Source organism: Desulfobulbaceae bacterium DB1 (assembly GCA_001914235.1).
Taxonomy (GTDB): domain Bacteria; phylum Desulfobacterota; class Desulfobulbia; order Desulfobulbales; family SURF-16; genus DB1.
Genome location: MQUF01000002.1, coordinates 155,403 through 174,039 on the forward strand (window position 1 = coordinate 155,403; position 18,637 = coordinate 174,039).

Annotated in this window: 18 protein-coding genes; 17 read left to right on the forward strand and 1 reads right to left on the reverse strand. The window is 52.5% G+C overall.

Annotated features, from left to right (window positions below):
• Positions 1–148: 148 nt before the first annotated feature.
• The 3 genes from hisB to BM485_01505 are packed head-to-tail and all read left to right on the forward strand — an operon-like array spanning position 149 to position 2,155.
• Positions 149–742, forward strand: a complete 594-nt coding sequence (hisB, locus tag BM485_01495; protein OKY76769.1) for an imidazoleglycerol-phosphate dehydratase — start codon at positions 149–151, stop codon at positions 740–742.
• Positions 743–769: 27 nt separating this feature from the next.
• Complete coding sequence (locus tag BM485_01500) at positions 770–1,405, forward strand: hypothetical protein (protein ID OKY76770.1); 636 nt, start codon at positions 770–772, stop codon at positions 1,403–1,405.
• Between the two features lie 30 nt (positions 1,406–1,435).
• Positions 1,436–2,155, forward strand: a complete 720-nt coding sequence (locus BM485_01505; GenBank protein OKY76771.1) for a hypothetical protein — start codon at positions 1,436–1,438, stop codon at positions 2,153–2,155.
• 6 nt (positions 2,156–2,161) lie between these two features.
• Here BM485_01505 and BM485_01510 read toward each other — a convergent pair whose 3' ends face one another.
• Positions 2,162–2,584 carry a hypothetical protein gene (locus BM485_01510; GenBank protein OKY76772.1) on the reverse strand — a complete coding sequence of 141 codons (423 nt, stop codon included), beginning with the start codon at positions 2,582–2,584 and terminating at the stop codon, positions 2,162–2,164.
• A 409-nt stretch (positions 2,585–2,993) separates the two neighbouring features.
• Here BM485_01510 and BM485_01515 point away from each other — a divergent pair, with 409 nt between their 5' ends.
• The 14 genes from BM485_01515 to BM485_01580 all read left to right on the forward strand — a co-directional run bounded on the left by BM485_01515 (position 2,994) and on the right by BM485_01580 (position 18,620).
• Positions 2,994–4,619, forward strand: coding sequence for a hypothetical protein (locus BM485_01515; protein ID OKY76773.1), 1,626 nt, complete (start codon positions 2,994–2,996; stop codon positions 4,617–4,619).
• Entirely contained in the window at positions 4,603–5,478 is an 876-nt protein-coding gene (locus BM485_01520) for a hypothetical protein (protein ID OKY76774.1), read from the forward strand. Before BM485_01515 ends, BM485_01520 begins: the two co-directional genes overlap by 17 nt.
• Positions 5,465–5,935, forward strand: a complete 471-nt coding sequence (locus BM485_01525) for a hypothetical protein (protein ID OKY76775.1) — start codon at positions 5,465–5,467, stop codon at positions 5,933–5,935. Before BM485_01520 ends, BM485_01525 begins: the two co-directional genes overlap by 14 nt.
• Before the next feature lie 231 nt (positions 5,936–6,166).
• Positions 6,167–7,240, forward strand: a complete 1,074-nt coding sequence (locus tag BM485_01530) for a hypothetical protein (protein ID OKY76776.1) — start codon at positions 6,167–6,169, stop codon at positions 7,238–7,240.
• A gap of 89 nt (positions 7,241–7,329) precedes the next feature.
• A complete protein-coding gene (locus BM485_01535) occupies positions 7,330–9,072 on the forward strand; it encodes a hypothetical protein (GenBank protein ID OKY76777.1) in 1,743 nt (580 codons plus the stop codon).
• 31 nt (positions 9,073–9,103) lie between these two features.
• The gene (locus BM485_01540) at positions 9,104–9,478 is read left to right on the forward strand and encodes a hypothetical protein (protein ID OKY76778.1); all 375 of its coding nucleotides are present in this window, start codon (positions 9,104–9,106) and stop codon (positions 9,476–9,478) included.
• 94 nt (positions 9,479–9,572) lie between these two features.
• Positions 9,573–10,022 (forward strand): four helix bundle protein, encoded by a 450-nt coding sequence (locus tag BM485_01545; GenBank protein ID OKY76779.1) that lies wholly within the window; start codon positions 9,573–9,575, stop codon positions 10,020–10,022.
• A gap of 296 nt (positions 10,023–10,318) precedes the next feature.
• Positions 10,319–10,762: a hypothetical protein gene (locus tag BM485_01550; GenBank protein OKY76780.1), complete on the forward strand. Its 444-nt coding sequence runs from the start codon at positions 10,319–10,321 to the stop codon at positions 10,760–10,762.
• Positions 10,731–13,157: a hypothetical protein gene (locus BM485_01555; GenBank protein OKY76781.1), complete on the forward strand. Its 2,427-nt coding sequence runs from the start codon at positions 10,731–10,733 to the stop codon at positions 13,155–13,157. Before BM485_01550 ends, BM485_01555 begins: the two co-directional genes overlap by 32 nt.
• Positions 13,154–13,924: a hypothetical protein gene (locus BM485_01560; GenBank protein OKY76782.1), complete on the forward strand. Its 771-nt coding sequence runs from the start codon at positions 13,154–13,156 to the stop codon at positions 13,922–13,924. The genes BM485_01555 and BM485_01560 overlap by 4 nt, the downstream gene beginning before the upstream one ends.
• Positions 13,921–15,849, forward strand: a complete 1,929-nt coding sequence (locus tag BM485_01565) for a hypothetical protein (protein ID OKY76783.1) — start codon at positions 13,921–13,923, stop codon at positions 15,847–15,849. Before BM485_01560 ends, BM485_01565 begins: the two co-directional genes overlap by 4 nt.
• 53 nt (positions 15,850–15,902) lie before the next feature.
• A complete protein-coding gene (locus BM485_01570) occupies positions 15,903–17,063 on the forward strand; it encodes a type I-C CRISPR-associated protein Cas7/Csd2 (protein ID OKY76784.1) in 1,161 nt (386 codons plus the stop codon).
• A complete protein-coding gene (locus BM485_01575) occupies positions 17,060–17,755 on the forward strand; it encodes a CRISPR-associated protein Cas4 (GenBank protein OKY76785.1) in 696 nt (231 codons plus the stop codon). Before BM485_01570 ends, BM485_01575 begins: the two co-directional genes overlap by 4 nt.
• Positions 17,756–17,789: 34 nt before the next feature.
• Positions 17,790–18,620 (forward strand): phage antirepressor protein, encoded by an 831-nt coding sequence (locus BM485_01580; GenBank protein OKY76922.1) that lies wholly within the window; start codon positions 17,790–17,792, stop codon positions 18,618–18,620.
• Positions 18,621–18,637: the final 17 nt, after the last annotated feature.

Consider the following 18,637-nt stretch of genomic DNA (forward strand, 5'->3'; position numbering starts at 1 on the left):
TCCGGATGGATTGAAATTGCTTTTTCAGGAATGAATCAAATATGATATTATCAAGAAAATGACTTGCCACTCATTTCCTGACGATGTAATTAATATAATCGATAATTACCGGCACGCACTAAAAAAATCAAATTAAATCAAATTAATAATGGAAAACAAACGCCAGAGCGCCATCACCCGCAAAACAAATGAAACCGACATCGCCCTCAGTCTCACCCTGGACGGGTCCGGCAAGGCATTACTGAAGACCGGGGTCCCGTTTCTCGATCATATGCTGACCTTGTTCACCGTCCACGGTTTTTTCGATCTCACCGTTACCGCTCACGGCGACACGGAAATAGATGATCATCATTCCGTCGAGGACATCGGCATCTGCCTGGGTCAGGCATTGAAAGCCTGCCTGCAGGATTTCAGCGCCATCAACCGTTACGGTCACTGCACCTTGCCGATGGACGAGGCATTGGCACGGGTGACGCTCGACCTGTCCAACCGACCGTATCTCCATTATGATGTCGTCCCCTGCGACCAGAAGGTCGGCTCCTTCGACTCCGCCCTGGTCCAGGAATTCCTGCGGGCCCTGTCCCTGCACGGCGGCATGACGCTTCATGTTGAAGTGCCTTACGGGCAAAATACCCACCATATCCTTGAAGCAATCTTTAAAGCGCTGGGAAGAGCCCTGGACCAGGCGACATCACCCAATATCCGATCCCAGGGACCCCTTTCATCAAAAGGATCCCTTTAAAATTTTCGAACCGCTGGAGGTTTTCCGTTGAAACGTTTCGCATCTTTTTCATTTTTCCTTGTTCTTGTTTTCATGTTTTTTTCCCTGGCCGGATGCGCCGGAAAAAAACAGGCCGCTGCTCCCGAAGAACCGGCAAAGACCGTGAATTCCATTGCCGTTCTCCCGGTTGAAATCCAAAAAGCGGAACAGGGGTACGACTACATCACCACCCGCCAGCTCGAATCAGGCGCCGCGGTTTTAACGGAACTGGCAAAAGAGATTCTTGCGGAAAGGAGCGGCATCCGGTTTCTGAGCTCCTCGCAGCAAGAAACCCTGCTGAGCGATTTCCATGGCACCCCGAATGAAATGACCCGGCGGATCGGCGAGCAGATCGGCACTGACGCGGTACTGCTCATTACCGCCATCCGCTTCAGCGAACGCGACGGCGGTGAATACTCAGTCAACCAGCCCGCCTCGGTCTCATTCAAATACCAACTGTTTCACGTTGCCACCGGGAGCAGCCTCTGCATGGGAGTATTTGATGAAACCCAGCAGACCCTGCTTTCCAATCTTTTTTCATTTTCCAAGGCCTCAAGCCGCGGTTTCAAATGGATAACCGCCCGGCAACTGGCCAGTGAGGGAATGAAAGAAAAACTCGACGACTGCAAGTACCTCGCCCGCTAGACCACGCTTGCCCGGCCCCTTGCAGCCATCATGTCCCTTCCGAAAATCATTAATCGCCTTATCGGCAAGGCAATGCACGACTACCGGATGCTGGCCGACGGGGACCGGGTCATGGTCGCCGTTTCCGGCGGACTGGACAGCATTGTCCTGGCGGCGATACTCCGAGAATGGCAAAAAAAGGCACCGATCAGCTATCACCTGACCGCCGTGCATCTTGATATGGGTTTTCCCGAGGGAAGCGTTGCGTCCGCAACCGAAAGACAGCTGTCAAAGCTGGGAATTGACGTTATCGTTGAAAAGACAACCTTCGGACCTGACGCCCTTGCCGCGGAAAACGGCAAAAGCGGCTGTTTTTACTGCGCCCGCAACCGACGGACCCGGCTTTTCAACCTGGCAAGAGAAAAAAAGTGCAACAAGCTGGCCCTGGGCCATCACAAAGAAGATATCATCGAAACCTTTTTTCTCAACCTTTTCTACAGCGGCAACCTGAGTACCATGGTGCCGCGACAGCCGCTGTTTCACGGCAACCTTCACGTCATCCGCCCGCTCGCCTACCTGAACAAGGAACAGGTGAAAACACTCGCCCGCCTTTTCGAAATCAGCGCCGCTGAAAATCCCTGTCCCCTTGCCGGCAGCTCCAAACGCGAAAAAATACGGGCAATGCTGCAGGAGCTGTACGGCAAGGATCAACAGCTGGAAAGCAATATCTTTGCGGCACTTTCCAATGTCCGCACAGAGTATCTGCTTTAACAACCGTTAAGCGGCCATCCGCCCCGCGTATTCCCTGAGGAAATGGGCGGAATCAGCCACGGCGTCAAAGTCATTGAAGTACAGGCCGCCGAACTGGTTGGAACAGTGGGGGCAGCCGCGCAGCCATAAAACATGATGGCGGTATTTGTTCCTGGCCATCTTCCGGTAAACCCATTGGCTGCTGCAGCACTCAAAACAGTACAGCAATGTCCATTCATTTCCGAGCAGGGCGGTGGCGCAATCATGACAGACCGGGACAACCATTTCCCGCACCGCGACATCCGTTACCGCATTTTCCGCGTAGCCGAACGGCATGATAATAAAATCGCTTGCCGGAAAATTTTCCCGGTGGGTATCCGGCCCGTGATTCAGTTCACAGAATTCATGAGTGAGCTCCGCCAGAAGCTGAAGTTTGTCTATCTCGTTCACACTGCCTCCTCACGCTGGTGTTCAGCTTTTTTCCGAGGTTTTCGAGAAATTCGATGACTCCCTGCTTAACTGTTCGGATAGAAGTTACACTTTGATAAATCCTTTTTTGCCCTGGCAAGCTTCACTCCGGCATGCTAAAGTGAGTCACCTGAAAAAACAGACTTACTTTCAATCTTTTGCAATCCATGTACCACAACGCGTGAATGCGGAAAACCGGAACAAAAAAGCACCGCATATCAACGTTTTACAATTTCAAAATCAGCAAACAGATACATGGTTTCCCGAAAACCGAATATAATCGGTTGCGAAATTTCATTATACGGGAATCAACTGTACGAAAAATTGGACATTTGCCCCATGAATTGGGCATTTGCCCAAAAAATCTTTTTCTTCACCACCGGCAATCATGTTGAACAATCTCCGCTTTGAAGAGCAGATAATCAATAACAGCCATACCGAATTCCCGGCGCGCTACATCGCCGCGTGCAACCTGCGCAGGCTCATTGCGCAAAATCCCGAACAGACACACCTCGACACCATCCGTAATCTCGAAAAACTGATGTTTGACCAACGACTCGTCAAACAACGCCAGTCGTTTTTTTTCTTTCGGGAAACCGCGGGCGCCATTGCCGAGTCAATGACCGGAGGACATGACGCACTTGCCCTTCAGGCCCTTCACTCCTTCAGAAACCTTCTCCGCAACGCAACCGGCACATCCCTCCGGGCGGCAACGGAAGCCCTCGGCTCCTTGCCGGTAACGCTCGCCCCTCCGGCCATTGCCCCCTGCCCCGCCGCCCCGCCGCCGGAAATAAGCTGGGACGACATCACGGAACGGCTGAGTGTTTCAACAAACGCCACCCCTTTCTTTGCCGGCAGAAGCCTGATCCAGCCGCTTGCGGGCAACGACCGGCTGCTGGTCGCCAAATTCCTCCGCAAGGACGAAAACAGCGAAAACCTCCGCACTGAAACGGCGTGGATGCATTCCTTGCGCGAAACAAGCGCCCTGCTGCCGAACAACTTCCATGTTCCGCGCCCTTTTACCAGGGGAGACGCCTCCCTTTTCCGCCTCAGCCGCCTTCCAGTCAGCCCGCCCGACCGACTGGAGCTCCACGAGCCATACACGGCGATTTTTTATGTTGCCCGCAAGGACTATTTTTCCTATGCAAATGAACCGGAGAACTTCGCAACCTTCCGCCAGGCCGACACCATCATGGGACTCAACAGCCTGATTCTCGGGCGGCTGGCGGCGCGCGGCATCATCCATACCGCGCCGATCCCGCTTTTCCATAACAGGGTGCAGCGCCACCGCAGGGAAGACAACGGCCTTTACGACTGGCCCCGGGCCGGCAGGCTCGATCAATGGCTGGCCTCATGCCGCTTCCCGAATCTCGGCCTGACCGGCATCAGGGATTTTGAACATTTCGCCGCCCTGCATCAATCCGGAGAGCGATTTTACTGGCATATCGGCTGCCACATCCTGAGCCTGCTGCTGGTGGCGGCAAGTTTTTTCCGCAACAAAAACAAGGAACTCGCCGGACTGGATTGCGCGGGAAAGCCGGTTGACGCACGACACCTCTTTGACACAATTCACCTCAAGCAACTTCTGCGGACAATCCTGCTCGGCTATTATGAAGGATTTACCGGCAAGCCCCTTGAAGGAGAACTTCCCGTCAACCTGGACATCCTGTCATCGCGGATGATCGAGGAGATGGGGGTTGACCGCAGCATGGAAGAAATGCTGCGCCAGGTCGACCAGCAGCAAATGAGTGACGAGGAATTCCGCGACTTCCTCTTGGCGCGGGGATTCACCCCGGAAAAAGCCGATCTCGCCGCAAAAGGGGTGGCGGATATCGTTCTTTTGACCGGCCCGCACCTCGGCGGCTTCAACCAGCAGATATCCATTCCGGAACTGATCGAGGCAACCGCGACCATGGCGGCAACCTGTGTCCTGGGCCGCTATCTGCGGGACACCAAGCCCATGGTCAACCAACAGCACGAACCCGGAACTTTCGGCCGATATGAAAACAACCCTTGATTGCCTCCCCTGCTTCCTGAAACAGGCCCTGCAAACCGCACGCCTCACCACCGTTGCCGCCGGAGTGCATGAAGAAATCATGAAACAGGCCATCGCCTTTCTCGGCCGGGTGAACTTTTCCCTCAGCCCGCCGGAAAATGCCGTTGCCCTTTACGAAATGATCGCGGCAATTTCCGCCTGCAACGATCCCTTCATTGAATTGAAAAAGGAAAGCAACCGTTTCGCCCTGGGGCTCAAGCCGCAGGTCCGCAGACAGATTGACGAATCCACCGACCCCCTTTATGCCGCCCTGCTCTTTTCCATGGCCGGCAACATCATCGACTACGGCTCCCTGCACCAGTTCGACATGGAACAAACCATCCGCCAGGCCCTGGCCCTGGAGCCGGTTATCAATGATTTTCCGGCGTTTACCGCCGACCTCGCGCACGCACGAAGGGTTCTCTACCTGGCTGACAACAGCGGCGAACTCGTTTTCGACTCCCTGGTCATTGAGAAGCTGGGCAAAGATGTCACCTTTGTCGTCAAGGAGCGGCCCATCATCAACGATGCGCTGCGCGAGGATGCCCAATCCTGCGGCCTGGAGACAATCTGCACGGTGATCAGCAACGGCACCGGCTGCCCCGGCACGCCGCTTGCCGCCTGCTCGGACGAATTCCAGCGCCTCTTTCGCGCAGCGGATCTCATCATCAGCAAGGGTCAGGGCAACTTTGAAACCCTGTCAGAGGTACAGGCCCCTCTTTATTTTCTGCTCACCGTCAAATGCCCGGTGGTGCGGGACCATATCGAGCAGATATCCGGCCGCACGGCGGACATCGGCCGGACCGTGCTGCTCAAAGGAATCCATCATGAATGGAAATGACCCATGCCCCTGCGGCTCCGGCACTGCTTTTGCCGGCTGCTGCGCCCCGTTTGTCAGCGGATTGAGCCATGCACCCACGGCCGCCGCGCTGATGCGCTCCCGGTTCACCGCTTACGTGGTCAAAAACAGCGAATACCTGCTTGCAACCTGGCACCCGACCACCCGGCCTGATTCCATCGCCCCCGAGTCCATCCCGCACTGGACCCATCTCGAACTGATTCACGACGAAGAAAACGAAGACGGCCGGGCCCGGGTTGAGTTCAAGGCCCGGGCATTTTCCCTGGGCCAGGTGCTGGTGCTGCATGAGATCAGCCGTTTTGTGAAGGAAAACGGCCGCTGGTACTATATCGACGGCGAGATCAAGGACGCGCCGCGCACAACCGCCGTCAAAATCGGCCGCAACTCCCCCTGCCCTTGCGGCAGCGGTAAAAAATTCAAGAAATGCTGCGGCCCCTGATCCGCCACTCATAACAAATTATTCCCCTTTTCCCTTCCCGCTTTTCCTTTGTTGCCGTTTTGTTTGCCTAACCCTACACAGGTGTGCAAATAACCTCCCACGAGAATTTCTCCGTTAACATTCAAAAAAAAAATTGGTAGGACGCTATTTGTCCGAGCGGATCATGTACACTCTGGATTATCGTAGGACAATGCAGCGCTGTTCTGAAAAATTCCAACAAAAGGTGAACAAATGAGCAAAAAACTTGACGAAATACCGACAGTAAGTCCCTCAAATACCAAAAAAGAAATTCTGGAAGCTTACAATCAACTTGTGGAAAAATTTGATAATCGCGCCGAGGAAGAGTTGCAACCTGAAAAGGAAAAGGAAGTACGACGAATCAGGGAAGTGACCGTTGTTGCCGAAGAACTTGCCGGAGTCAAGGTGAGCGAGGCCATAGGCTCGATCAAGACCGGCATCAGCACCGCCTTGACCGATATCGCCGCCAGGATCGAGGAGCAGACAGAGCGTTACCGAAAAACCAAGGAGGCGGTTGCGGCAAAGGAGAAAGAGCTTGCCGAAATCTTTGAAATTGAAAAATCAGCATATTCCCTGGCAGCTCTCCTCGAAGCTCAGAAACAAAAAAAGACCGCCTTTGAGGAAGAGATGGCCACCCGCAGGGAGGAGCTGGAATCTTCGATAAAGCATGACCGCGCAACGTGGGAACAGAAACAGGCCGAAGCCGTCGCCAGGGTGAAGGAACAGCAGGAGCAGCTTGAAAAGGCCCGGCGCCGCGAACAGGAAGAGTATGACTACAAGCTGATGAGGGAGCGGGAACAGAAGACAAATGCCCTGCAGGACGAGATCAACCTGCTGGAGAAAGAGCTGCACCTGAAGAAGGAAGAATTTGAAAAGAAAGTTGCCGACAGAGAGGCGTATTTAAAGGAACGCGAGGCGGTGGTTACCCAGCAGGAAAAACGCATCGTTGCTCTTGATATCCAGGTGGAGAAATTCCCCAGGGAACTGGAGGAGGCTATCAAGAAAACCGTCAAGGAGACCACGGAACGGTTGACCGCTGCATATACGAAAAACGAGGAACTGCTGCGCAATACCCTGGAAGGTGAAAAAAATGTGCTCACCACGAGGATACAATCCCTGGAGCAGACTGCCGTTGATCAGAAAAAACAGATTGACCTGCTCGCCTCCCAGCTCGACAAGGCCTATGGCAAGGTACAGGATATTGCCATTAAGGCGGTTTCAAGCCCAAGAGAACGTTATTACAATGAATCTCCGCCAAAAGGAACCGCACAGAACGACGGCAAGTAAATGACCGGTTGCATCGATCAAGCCGTTCGCGCATTGAAACGTGTCAACGCTGGATCATTCATCCCTGAAAATCAGGTATTGGAAGAAAGATGAAAACAACAAAAATCGCACTCAAACCATATCTTGAAAAAATCGAACAGCTCTGCGAACCACTCGGCAAGGATGCGCTTGCGAGACTGCTCCTTGAATTGGCAAGAGACATTGTGCCGGAAGAACGGACGGACTTCCTCCACTCCATCCTTTCCCATGTGTCCAAGGGTTCGAAACGGCTTTCAGTTACGCCAACCATTCCCGAAAAAAAACTGCTCGCCCAAATCGGGGATTTGCGGCAGGAAATTCTCACCCGCATCCAATCCATTGAGGACGGTTCCTACTGGGAGGACCCGGACGAGGACTGGCAGGATTCCTATTATGATGATGGCGACCCGGATCTGCTGAACGATGAACAGAAGGCCACACTTACCGCTTTCTTCATTGACGGCGGCCATCTTTTCATGGCCGGGAATAAAAAATCCGCGCAGGAAGTGTACCATGCCCTGCTCTCCTTGGTAAATGAGGTCGAAGCATACGGTTTTCTTCCTGAATTGAACGTCGACCTGCGGGAAGCACGGGCGCGCTATGCCAGATGTGTTTATGAATCCGCTCCCGAAAACAAACGCGTTGAATCAATGCTGGCCGCCATGGAGGCCGACCTTGAAAAATCCGACATGGGCGGATTGCTGGATGACGACTTCCCCCTGTTGCAGGATGTGATCGATGCCGAAACCGGCGCCCTTGAAGATTTCGGCCAATTCCTGCCTTCCTGGAAAAAGGCACTGGAACAAAAAGATTTTCACATGGATCGGGTTGCCGACCTCTGCCTGGAAGCAGCCTTTCTGACAGAAGGCGTGAAGGCCGTGGCAAATCTCGCCCGTTCCTGGCAGGCAAAACAACCGCGGGGGTATCTCTCCTGGCTGCTGCAACTTGAAGCCGGCGAGGACTGGACGTCCCTGAAGAATGCATGTCAAGAGGTCCTCAATATTTTACCGCAGGGTTCGGATCGCAGGAAGGCTGCGAACTCCCTGATCAAAACCGGTAAAAAACTCGGGGAGAACGGCGTGATCCTGGAAGGCTACCGGGAAAGATTCAGATCGCAGCCGGACGATGGCGGTCTTCTTGACCTGGCGGGTGAGGCCGCCAGACAACAGGTTAGAGAAAAAGAGCTGGCGGAAATCTGTTTGTTTCTTACCAAACGGAAATCCGGACACAGTGAAAGCGCTCTGCTGGTCAAGGCCCTGCTCATGGCAGGCGCAGTCGACGAGGCCTTCAAACTGTGCAAACAAAATAAAGCCGTCGGCTGGTCCCATGGCAACGCAACCGGCCTGCTCTTTGCCGGAGTATTGTATTTGGCATCCGGCGGTCATGCCGACTGCGGCCTGATCCGCGACATGCTGCGAGACTATGGAGAGTGTATTTCCATGGATTCCAGCAATTTTGACGAACCTGAAAACGAAACAAAGCTCTCCGGTTTCCAGGAAATCATACGCGGACTTGGCCTGGCTGACCCGGCAAGCCTCGACTTGAACCTTTACCGGCAATGGGCCGAAACCATCGGGGAAAATCGGGTTAACCATATTGTTTCCAACAAACAGCGGACAGCCTATGACCGGGCCGCAAAAGCACTGGCCGTCCTGGCCGAGGTAATGGCGGCCACCGGCATGAAAAAAGAGGCCCTGGCTTTTTTACAAGGTTATTGCAAGACCCGCTACAATCGCCATGTTGCCTTTCGGAGAGAGGTGAAGCAAGCGGTCGAGCAATCCAGAATCCTGCGCGGCATGGAAGCAGGATTGTAAAGGAACCGATCAAATTCTTGAACATTGGAAGATGAAAAAGGAAAGCAAAATGGTCGAAGAAAACTTTGGAAACCTGAAAATCCGTCAACCGCCGTCGAAAACGTCAGAATCACCCTGCCCTTGTGCAGAAGCGGTAAAAAATTCAAGAAATATTGCGGTCCGTGATCCGCTCCTTTTCATAACAAATTGTCACTCCTTTTTCTTTGCAATTTTTTCCTGTTGCAGTATCCTTTTCCTAACTCTTTTTAAAATATCGAGGCTAAAAAATCTTCAACCATGCGAGCCCCTGATTTTTTTTACGCTTCATTCGAAAAAAAAATTGGTAGGACGCTATTTGTCCGAGCACGTCGGGTATACTTGGAAAGAAACGCTGAAACGTTCAAACGCTGAAACGCTGAAACGCTGAAACGCTGAAACGCTGAAACGCTGAAACGCTGAAACGCTGAAACGCTGAAACGCTGAAAAAGCAAACAACCCAAGTTTAAAAAAGGAAGAAAAAAATGCCCGGACAATCCTTCGAAGACCTGGAAATCTGGCAACTGGCTCGTTCCTTAACCGGCAAAATATACAAACTTACCGCGAACGAACGTTTTTCAAAGGATTTCGGCCTTTGCAGCCAGATTCAGCGCGCTTCCGTATCGGTCATGTCAAATATCGCCGAGGGTTATGAGCGAGGAGGCAACCAGGAATTCATCCAGTTTCTCGCCATTGCCAAGGGAAGCTGCGGCGAGGTTCGATGTCAGCTTTATGTGGCCCTTGATCAGGGATATGTCAAACGCGAACATGCAGACTCCCTGATTGACCAGCACAGGAAGCTCTCCATCATGGTCCACAAATTCATGGAGCACCTCAAAGGCAGCAGATTCAAGGGCCCAAAATACAAGGAACCGAAACCAGATCCGAAAATGGCTGAATTCGACGCCCTGCTGAAGGAATGCATGAAGAAATAACGATCAAGCGGGAAAACGCTCCAACGTTTAAACGATCCAACGTTTAACCGCTGGAACGATCACACACTGAAACGGTGAAACGAGCTCACGCTGAAACGCTTGACCGTTTAACCACTGGTCCGCTGAAACGCTTGATCGCTGGAACGTTGAACCGCTTGATCGCTTTATCGCTGGAACATTGAAACGCTTGATCGTTTGATCGCTTGATCGCTGAAACGTTGAATCGTTTGATCGCTTGATCGTTTGATCGCTGGAACGCTGGAACGCTGGAACGTTCCAATACAGGAGGAAACCAGATGAACCGCCGCAATTTTTTCAAAACCGCCCTGTCCGGCCTGGCTTTTTTCGTTCTTTCCCGGCCGAAAAAATCAGCCGCAAAAAAAACCATCCCTCTGTTTTCCTGCCATGTTGCCGGTTTCCAATATTATGACGGCCCGCGCCTTATCAACAGCCTGCGCGCCGGAGACCAACTGTCTCTCACCCGCGAACCCGCCAATCCCCACGACGACAAGGCCATTGCCGTTTATACCGCTGCCGGCCGGAAACTGGGCTACCTCCCCGCATACATCAACGAAACCCCGGCCCAACAGATGGACAAGGGAAAACATTTCACCGCCCTGGTGAAAAACGTTGATACCGATGCCCCGCCGTGGGAGATGCTGGAGATGACGGTGGTTATGTTATATCTAACGTTAAGGAGAACAAAATATGAACCCCATAAATTCATTACTTGCCCATAAAGATCAAACCCTTATCTCTCATTTGGAAGGCGTGAGTCAAAAAGCAGGGTTTTTTGCAACTGCATTCGATGCATCGGAACAAGGAAAGTTGGCGGGGCTTCTCCATGATCTCGGCAAGGCGGAGACGGAGTTCCAGAAACGTATTCGTACCTCTGACCAAGACGGCGAAAAACAACCACATGCTCATCATGGAGCGGCCTACGCCCTTCGTCAAAGTGAACCAGCCCAATGGCCAGTCGCTCTCGCTGTGAATGGTCATCACGCAGGGCTCCACAATCGAGGAGATGTTGACCAGAAAGCGGAAGCATACAGAGAAATGGCAAAGTCCTGCCTGTTAAAAATTCGGGAGAATCACCCTGATTTCACTGTTCCATTATTGCATGACATGTTGCCGGGTTGGCTGCAGGACCTTGATTTTTTTCCAGGAAACAGAGGGAACGGATGGCTGGCCACCGATCTTTTTACCCGCTTCCTGTTTAGTGCATTGATAGACGCGGATCGGCTGGACACGGAGGAGCATGCGGAGGATGGAGATAAAAAAAATGAGGCGAGGCAATGGAAACCTTTTAAACCCGAGTCGTTGCTTCTGCGTCTGGAAGAAGAGCTGAAGGAGCGGGCCGAAAAAGCAAAGTCTGAGGGAAAGGCTTCCGGGGAGGTCCTGGCCGTCCGTCAGGAAGTAGGGAATCTTTGCAGGGATTCTGCAGGCAAGGATCGTGGCCTGTTTTCCCTAAGTGTTCCGACCGGTGGCGGCAAAACTTTGGCTTCCATGCTGTTCGCCCTGCATCACGCCGTTCATCACGATAAATTCGCACAGAGAAACAAACAGTTCCGCCGCATAATCGTTGTCATTCCCTATCTCAGCATCATCCAGCAAACCGCCAAGGCGCTTCGGGAGATTTTTGAACGCGATGAAGCACTGAAAGGACGTGTTGTTCTTGAACATCATTCCCAGGTGGAAGACGAGCCGGACCCGGCTGGGAAGCAGAAAGATAAGAAAGAGGCTGAACCTTCATACGACACCATTTCTGAACGTCGGCGCCTGGCGGCCGAGAACTGGGATGCTCCCATCGTCGTGACTACAAGCGTCCAATTCTTCGAATCCCTGTTCTCCCGTCGTCCGGCCAAGGCACGCAAACTTCATAACATCGCCCAATCGGTCATTATATTTGATGAAATTCAGACGTTGCCGCCACTCATGCTCCAGCCGATTCTGCATGCTTTGTCCGAACTTGCCAACCCCCAAAGGCCTTACGGATGCACAATGGTCTTTTGTACGGCCACCCAGCCCGCTTTGCATAAAAGCGAGGATTTGCCCACCGGCCTTGAGAATGTGCGGCCCATCGTGCCACCGGAAAAGGCGCGAGAACATTTTGCATCGCTGCGGAGGGTGGCGTATCGATGGCCGGAAGATAATGAAAGCATTTCATGGGAGGAACTCGCGGGTTCGATTTTGAGGAGGGATGCCCAGCAAGCTCTGATAGTCGTCAATACTCGCAAGGCGGCCCGTGAACTTCATCAGGCATTCCGTGAGAAACTCGGCAATGATGCGGACGGACTCTTTCATCTCTCCACCTGGATGATGCCCGCCCACAGAGTTGAAATTCTAGAGGAAGTAAAACGCCGGCTTGATCCGAAGAACTTCAAAAACAATGGTCGTGAACGGTGCATCCTGGTTTCCACCCAGTGCATTGAAGCTGGTGTTGATGTGGATTTTCCGGCGGTATGGCGGGCTCTTGGCCCTTACGATTCTATCGTTCAGGTTGCCGGAAGGTGCAATCGCAATGGTTTGATCAAGAATCCGGACGAAGCTGTAGTCCAAGTCTTTCATCCCAAAGATAGCAAGTCGCCCAAGGGACTATATAGCACCGCCATTGCCCAAACCGAACTGCTACGCAAAATGGGGCTGGCTATTCCGGAAAACCCCGATTCCTTCACCGCGTACTTCCGGTTGCTCTATCAACTTTCGGTCCCGGACGAGTGCGGCATCCAGCGTGCGCGAAGTCGTTTGCAATTCAAAGAAGTGGACGAGTTGTTTGAGTTTATCGAGCAAGACACGATTTCGGTGCTCATCTGTAATCAGTATGTTGACTATGCTGGTGAGAAATTTAAGAAGACAGCGGGAGGTAAGCTTTACGAGGAGGCACAGACGAGACGTGGTGGAAAAGGCAAAATTATGGGATATTTCACCCGCGAGGATTGGCGGAATATCCAGCCGAATATCATTAACCTGCCATCTCGCAGTCTCAAAGATGAAAAAGTTAGAGGAAAACTTGAAAAAGCCTTTAATGATGAAACCTCTGGGCTTTATGTCTGGTTGGGCAAATACCATGCTGGATTCAAGGGCACAGGAATAGACTTTGAGGGGGCAATGCCAGTGGAGGGGTTAATATTATGATCAGCGAGCCAATACGTTTACAAGTCTGGGGGCCATATGCCTGCTTCACCCGGCCGGAGTTTCATGTCGAGAGGGTGAGCTATCCGGTCATAACCCTTTCTGCGGCCCGCGGCATTCTTGAGGCAATCTTCATGAAGCCCATTGAGAAGCCGGAAAGTAAAAAGCGCACCGACAAGGAAGGATTCCGTTGGCATATCCTGCGGATCGGCATCGTGCATGAGGGTTGCATGATGCCGATTCTGAGAAATGAACTTGGTTACCCATCGCACAATTATACGGGGTTTGACATCAGTGACATGCAAAATGTCCGTACCCAGCGTCACAGCCTGATTTTGCAAGGAGATAAAATCGGTAACGGAGAGAGACGACTTGAATATCTCATTGAGGCGGTCATCGAGACCAATGGGGCCAATATGGGCAAGTATGCAGGGGCATTTGTGCGGCGAGCCGGCAAAGGGCAATGTCATCACCGGCCGTATTTCGGTTGCCGCGAGTTCCCTTGCAACTTCGAACTGGCGCCCGAGGCCGAACCAAGCGCCAGCATCAACAAATCGTATGGGGTCATGTTCCGTGATTTTGATTTCGATCCTGTCTGGGAGCACTGGACCAAGAACGGAAATGATCGGCCCACTGTATGGCGGGATGCCGGTGGGCGGACCATCTCTCCGGTGCCTGAAAAACCGGTTATGGCGGTCGCAGAAAGAGGGTGGATTACCGTAGCCAAGATTGTTGAAGAAAACGGGGAAAAGGAGGTGACCGGAATATGATCACTGAACTTCTTCAACTATATGAGCGGATACAGCGTGTAATCAACACAGATGAGCCTTTTGCCAGGCGCCGAATTCATTGGGCTATCGACTTGGACAAACATGGAGAGGTGATAAGCGTTTCGCCTACCATTTCACGCAATACGGATGGAAAGGGAAAAACGAAGGAAGTGCTGGGCAAGGAATACCGCTGTCCTGCCGCGTTTTTTCTCAAATTGAGAAACACGAATGTTGTGGCTGCTGCTGGAGGCGGCAATATTCCGCCCGAATTAATGTCAGGTAAGCCTTTGCAGATTTTCGGTGAAGAACCGGTCGTCAAAAAAGACAGGCAAGGGAATGTCCTTGAGAAGAAGGTCAAAAAAGCTGAAACGGGCACCCCTAAAAGCAATCATCAGGCATTTCTGGACCTCCATGATCGTTTTTTAGCCTCACTCCCACCTGAACAAACACAGGAAGCTGAATGGACCGCTTTAAGGATGTTCTTCGAAAAAAGGAAAGGTATCCCATTTAACGCATTTTCGGATCAGAACCTGGCCCAACTTACGAAAGATCAACGATTTTCTTTCCGTATCAATGGCCGGTTACTTTTGCAGCATCCCCAGGCGACTGGTTGGTGGCGAGATGAAATAAAAAAGCAGCGTGAAAGTGTTCGGCAATGTCTTCCTCAAGGTAGAGATCCTTTCGACCCTGCCACGGACGATTCTGTGCTGTCCGTGCGGTTTCCGCATATTCAGGGGGTTCCTAATGGCGGGGGATATTGCCCGATAGCCTCTTTTGACAAAGCGCCAATGCAGTCTTTTGGCCTTGGAGAAATCACAATGCCGCTGGGTTTGGAAACTGCGGAAAAAGTAAGCGCGGCACTCAACTGGCTTTTGAGCGACGAAACTTCATACAAACGCATGGGCGACGCAGTTGTTGTCTTTTGGGCAGTTGATAAAAGTGCCGCCAACTCGCCACCCCAGGCGTTAAACTTTGGCGATTTGCTGTCTGAAGCGGATCCTCTCCAAGTACGTGAATTCCTCAATAATGCATGGGGAGGGTATGCGCAATTTCCAGAAACATCAAAATTTCATGCAGCGGTTTTGTCATCTCCCCAGTCCCGCATCACTATCCGAAGCTGGCATACCGAAACACTTCCGCAGGCCGTAGCGCATTTTAGAAAGTGGTTGGGGTTGACATCACTTCTGAATCAGTGGGGGGATGAAATGCCAATAGCTATTGGCCAACTGGCAGCCTGTACCGTCCAAAAAGGGAAAAATAGCAAGCCGCTGCCACGCACATACACCGAGTTGTTTGAGGCGGCCCTTTTCGGCAGGCCATTGCCGTCCCGTCTTTTTTCGGCGGCACTTCAACGGCAGGGCCTTGAATTGGTCAAGGGGTGCGACAAGAAGACAAGAAAGGAATTTGAAGAGCGGTTGCGTGCCCGAACGGCGCTGATCAAACTTCATTTCGAACTTAACAATCGAGGAGGAGGTATAACTATGGAGAACCACACAAGTCAGAAGGACAGCGCCTATATGTGCGGGCGTCTGCTGGCGCTGCTTGACAAGATCCATGTCGAGGCACACAAAGGAAGCGGCGGGACGAACTCGTCCCCGGCCAACAGATCCTACGCCGCCGCCTCCACGACGCCGGCCCTTATCTTTCCCCAGCTCTGCAAGCTGGCACGCTATCACTTGAACAAGGTCGGCGGCGGGTGGGCAAACTGTCTTGAGCATGGATATGAGGCCGAAACAGGCGAACAGGTTGAAGGATTGAAACAGGTGGTTGTCCGACTTCAGGATGCTGCGGGCGGCACTTTCCCGCGTACTTTGTCGCTTGAGCAACAAGGGCGTTTTGCCATCGGATTTTATTATGAACGTTGCCGCAATTGGCCACACGCAAAAAAGAAGAACATTGTCACCAGTGATGAGAAGCACAACTAGCAACCTAAAATGCAAACAACCATTTGGATCGCTGACAAAAAGGAGCCAGGAATATGACAGAGCAAGCACAGAGTAACGAAAATGGCATAAAATTGCATCACAATATTATTACGCTTCCAGAAGGCAAGAGCGCTGGGGATGTTGTCGGGGAGCGGCATGACATAGTGCTGTTGACTGAAGTCGTGAAATCAAATCCGAACGGCGACCCGGACACCGGCAACATGCCACGCCTGCAACCGGATACCATGAAAGGGCTTATGACCGATGTGTGCCAGAAACGAAAAATCCGCAATTTTTATAGTTTGTACATGCCGTCAGGGGCGTTGTTGGATCATCCTGTGAGTGGATATCAAATCTTCATTCGAGAAAATGCCGTGCTCCAAAATCTTATGGAAGATGCTGATTTGGCCGAGACGGCAAAGAATATCTTCGATAGTTATTCAGAACCCAATAGAGGCAATTGGGTGCAGCCCGCAAGGGGGAGGGCTGGCAGCAGTGAATTCATTGTTCGTTCCTATCGTGATGCCCTGTGTCAGACATTTTTTGATGTCCGTGCATTCGGCGGAGTCGTTTCCACGGACGGTCCACTGAAGGGCAGCTTCTACGGCCAGATTCGCGGCCCCATCCAGTTCGGTTTTGCTGAAAGCCTTGATCGGGTCCTTCAACTTGATTTCACTATCACTCGTTGTGCATCGGCGAGTGAAAAGGAGGCAAACCAGGCGGGTGAAAGTGAAGGTGAGAGCGAATCAAGTGGCAACCGCACCATGGGGCGCAAGCATGTCGTGGATTACGGCATTTACCGGAGCCACATTTATCTCTCGCCGGCTTTTGCGGCAAAGACGGGTTTCACCTATTACGACCTCGATAATTTTCTTTTTGCGCTCCAGCACATGTTTTCCGATGATCGAGCGGCCGCACGGCCTGGTGGGATGCGGGTTGTTGGTCTTGTGGATTTTCAGCATTCCACCCCTCTGGGTAACGAACACGCTCATAAATTGTTCGAAATGGTGAATGTCCATCGCGCTGATGTGGGCGATGATGGCAACATCAAAAAAGAATTCCCGCAATCCATCGCAGACTATTGCGGCGAGGCCCCCAATGGTGCAGTGCGGGAAAAGGATCAGGGCGGTCCTGGAAACGAGCTAATCACCGCCCGCAAAATCATTTGGGAGATTCCGGCATGTCATGGAGAGAAGTGCACAGTGCGGTCATGAAAAGGAAGGAGGCGCCTGATCGATTTTTTGATGAGGCCGACCTCCTTCCCCTTTCCCGGCTCGCGGACCTTGAGTTTTGCGAACGGCGGGCGGCATTGCATCTGATCGAAATGGTGTGGGAGGACAATGTCCACACGGCGGAAGGCGCGGTAATACACCAGCGCGCCCACGGCGACGAATCTCCAGAAAAACGGGGCGGCCTGGTCATCGTTCGTGGTTTGTGGCTTCGATCCTTACGGCTAGGACTCTCAGGCAAGGCAGATATCGTCGAGTTCCATCGTGCGGACGACGCTGATGCCATGGGAGCCGTGATTCCCGGTTATTCTGGCCGATGGATGGTCTATCCGGTTGAGTACAAACCAGGACGGCTGAGGCACCAGCGAAGTTTCCAGATTCAGCTCTGCGCCCAAACCCTTTGTCTGGAGGAAATGCTCCGGTGCGTGGTGCAGGAAGGTGCCCTGTTTTACGGCAAAAATCGGCGACGCCAGGTGGTACGCTTCGATGATCAATTGAGGCGCGAAACCGAAGAAACGGCCATCCGCCTCCACGAGCTGGTCCGCTCCGGCAGGACGCCGTCGGCCCGCTATGAAAAGAAGTGCGACAGTTGTTCTCTCATGCACCTCTGTCTGCCGAAGGTGGCTGGAGCGGGCAGGAGCGTCGGCAGCTATTTTGCGCGGATGTTAGCGGATTGAGTCAATTATAGGGTGGAATAAAACGATGCAAGACATGAAACCCAACCTGATTGTTTTCAAGGGAAAAGAAATAAGACGGACGATTCACAATAATGAATGGTGGTTCTCGGTTGCCGATGTGGTGGCAGCATTGACAGATTCAACGAATGTCAGTGACTACATCAAGAAAATGCGGCGGCGTGACAATGAGTTAAGCAAAGGGTGGGGACAAATTGTCACCCCCCTTTGGCTGGAGTCCGAGGGCGGCAAACAGAAAACAAACTGCGCCAACACAGAAGGTATCTTCCGTATCATCCAGTCCATTCCTTCCCCAAAGGCCGAGCCCTTCAAGCGCTGGTTGGCCAAGGTCGGTTATGAGCGGGTGCAGGAGATCGAAGATCCGGAACTGGCAACGAAACGGACCAAGGCGCTTTACCGGGCCAAGGGCTATTCGGAAGCGTGGATTGAAAAACGGATGCGCGGCATCGCCGTCCGGGCCGAACTGACCGATGAATGGCAGACCCGGGGCGTGAACGGCGAGCCGGAATACGCCATCCTGACTGCGGAAATTTCCAAGGCCGCTTTTGGTTTGACCCCGTCCGAATATAAGGAATTGAAAGGACTGGAGCGGGAGAATCTGCGCGACCACATGAACGATCTGGAGCTGATTTTTTCCATGCTGGGTGAAGCGGCCACCACCGAGATCGCCCGGAGGCAGGATGCGCAGGGCTTTGGCGAAAATAGAACGGCGGCCCGCAAGGGTGGCCGGATTGCCGGGGAGGCGCGGGAAAAACTGGAGGTCGAAACCGGAAACAAGGTCGTATCCTCGGAAAACTACCTGACCGAACCGGAAGGCAGGAAACGACTGAAGGGCAAAAAAGATTGATACAATTCAGGAAAAAA

Coding starts and splice junctions, on each gene's coding strand:
- BM485_01530 (OKY76776.1), top strand. CDS start 6,167: ATGAGCAAAAAACTTGACGAAATACCGACAGTAAGTCCCTCAAATACC.
- BM485_01535 (OKY76777.1), top strand. CDS start 7,330: ATGAAAACAACAAAAATCGCACTCAAACCATATCTTGAAAAAATCGAA.
- BM485_01555 (OKY76781.1), top strand. CDS start 10,731: ATGAACCCCATAAATTCATTACTTGCCCATAAAGATCAAACCCTTATC.
- BM485_01580 (OKY76922.1), top strand. CDS start 17,790: ATGAAACCCAACCTGATTGTTTTCAAGGGAAAAGAAATAAGACGGACG.
- BM485_01575 (OKY76785.1), top strand. CDS start 17,060: ATGAAAAGGAAGGAGGCGCCTGATCGATTTTTTGATGAGGCCGACCTC.
- BM485_01525 (OKY76775.1), top strand. CDS start 5,465: ATGAATGGAAATGACCCATGCCCCTGCGGCTCCGGCACTGCTTTTGCC.
- BM485_01560 (OKY76782.1), top strand. CDS start 13,154: ATGATCAGCGAGCCAATACGTTTACAAGTCTGGGGGCCATATGCCTGC.
- BM485_01520 (OKY76774.1), top strand. CDS start 4,603: ATGAAAACAACCCTTGATTGCCTCCCCTGCTTCCTGAAACAGGCCCTG.
- hisB (OKY76769.1), top strand. CDS start 149: ATGGAAAACAAACGCCAGAGCGCCATCACCCGCAAAACAAATGAAACC.
- BM485_01540 (OKY76778.1), top strand. CDS start 9,104: ATGAAAAAGGAAAGCAAAATGGTCGAAGAAAACTTTGGAAACCTGAAA.
- BM485_01505 (OKY76771.1), top strand. CDS start 1,436: ATGTCCCTTCCGAAAATCATTAATCGCCTTATCGGCAAGGCAATGCAC.
- BM485_01570 (OKY76784.1), top strand. CDS start 15,903: ATGACAGAGCAAGCACAGAGTAACGAAAATGGCATAAAATTGCATCAC.
- BM485_01550 (OKY76780.1), top strand. CDS start 10,319: ATGAACCGCCGCAATTTTTTCAAAACCGCCCTGTCCGGCCTGGCTTTT.
- BM485_01565 (OKY76783.1), top strand. CDS start 13,921: ATGATCACTGAACTTCTTCAACTATATGAGCGGATACAGCGTGTAATC.
- BM485_01545 (OKY76779.1), top strand. CDS start 9,573: ATGCCCGGACAATCCTTCGAAGACCTGGAAATCTGGCAACTGGCTCGT.